This window comes from Ectothiorhodospira sp. 9100 (genome assembly GCF_022227565.1).
GTDB lineage: Bacteria > Pseudomonadota > Gammaproteobacteria > Ectothiorhodospirales > Ectothiorhodospiraceae > Ectothiorhodospira > Ectothiorhodospira marina.
Window position 1 is genome coordinate 1 of sequence record NZ_JAJNAN010000124.1, and the last position, 711, is coordinate 711.

Consider the following 711-nt stretch of genomic DNA (forward strand, 5'->3'; position numbering starts at 1 on the left):
TTTGTTACCAGGGAGAGATATGGCGTCCGTGACCAATTGTTTTTCCGATCTGCCCGATCCAAGGGGCCGCAATGCCCGCCACGAGCTCGATGAAATCTTGTTCATTGCTTTGTGTGCCGTGCTCTGCGGAGCAGAGGACTGCTCAGACATGGCGTTGTTCGGGCAGTCGAAAGAACCTTTCCTACGTCGCTTCCTGACGCTGCCCCATGGCATCCCCAGCCACGACACCTTCAGCCGGGTTTTCCGCCATCTGGATCCTGATGCCTTCCACGATAGTTTCCTCACCTTCATGTCTCGCTTTGCCGAGCAAGTTGAAGGTGTTGTTGCCGTCGACGGCAAGACGCTGCGGCGCTCCTATGACCGCGCAGCTGCCCAATCACCTCTCCACCTGGTCAGCCTGTGGGCGGCTGACCAGCGCCTCGTGCTGGGCCAACGCGCCGTCGATGAAAAATCCAACGAGATCACGGCGGTACCAGAGCTGCTGAAGCTTCTGTCCCTTTCTGGCGTGACGGTGACCGCCGATGCCATGCACTGCCAGCGCGCCCTGTCTCAGCAGATTACGGATGAAGGCGGGCACTATGCCCTAGCGGTCAAAGAAAACCAGAGGGCTTTGCTCGACGACGTTCAGTTCATGATGGAGACAGCAGAAGCCGGCGAGACCCACGTTGACAGCGGCCATGGTCGCGTCGAGTCACGCCAGGCGACGGTGAG

Annotated in this window: 1 protein-coding gene; it reads left to right on the forward strand. The window is 59.4% G+C overall.

Annotation, left to right across the window (positions count from 1 at the left end; genetic code table 11):
• Window positions 1-19: 19 nt before the first annotated feature.
• A partial coding sequence (locus LPW29_RS15255; RefSeq protein ID WP_238628722.1) for an ISAs1 family transposase occupies window positions 20-711 on the forward strand: 692 nt, incomplete at its 3' end.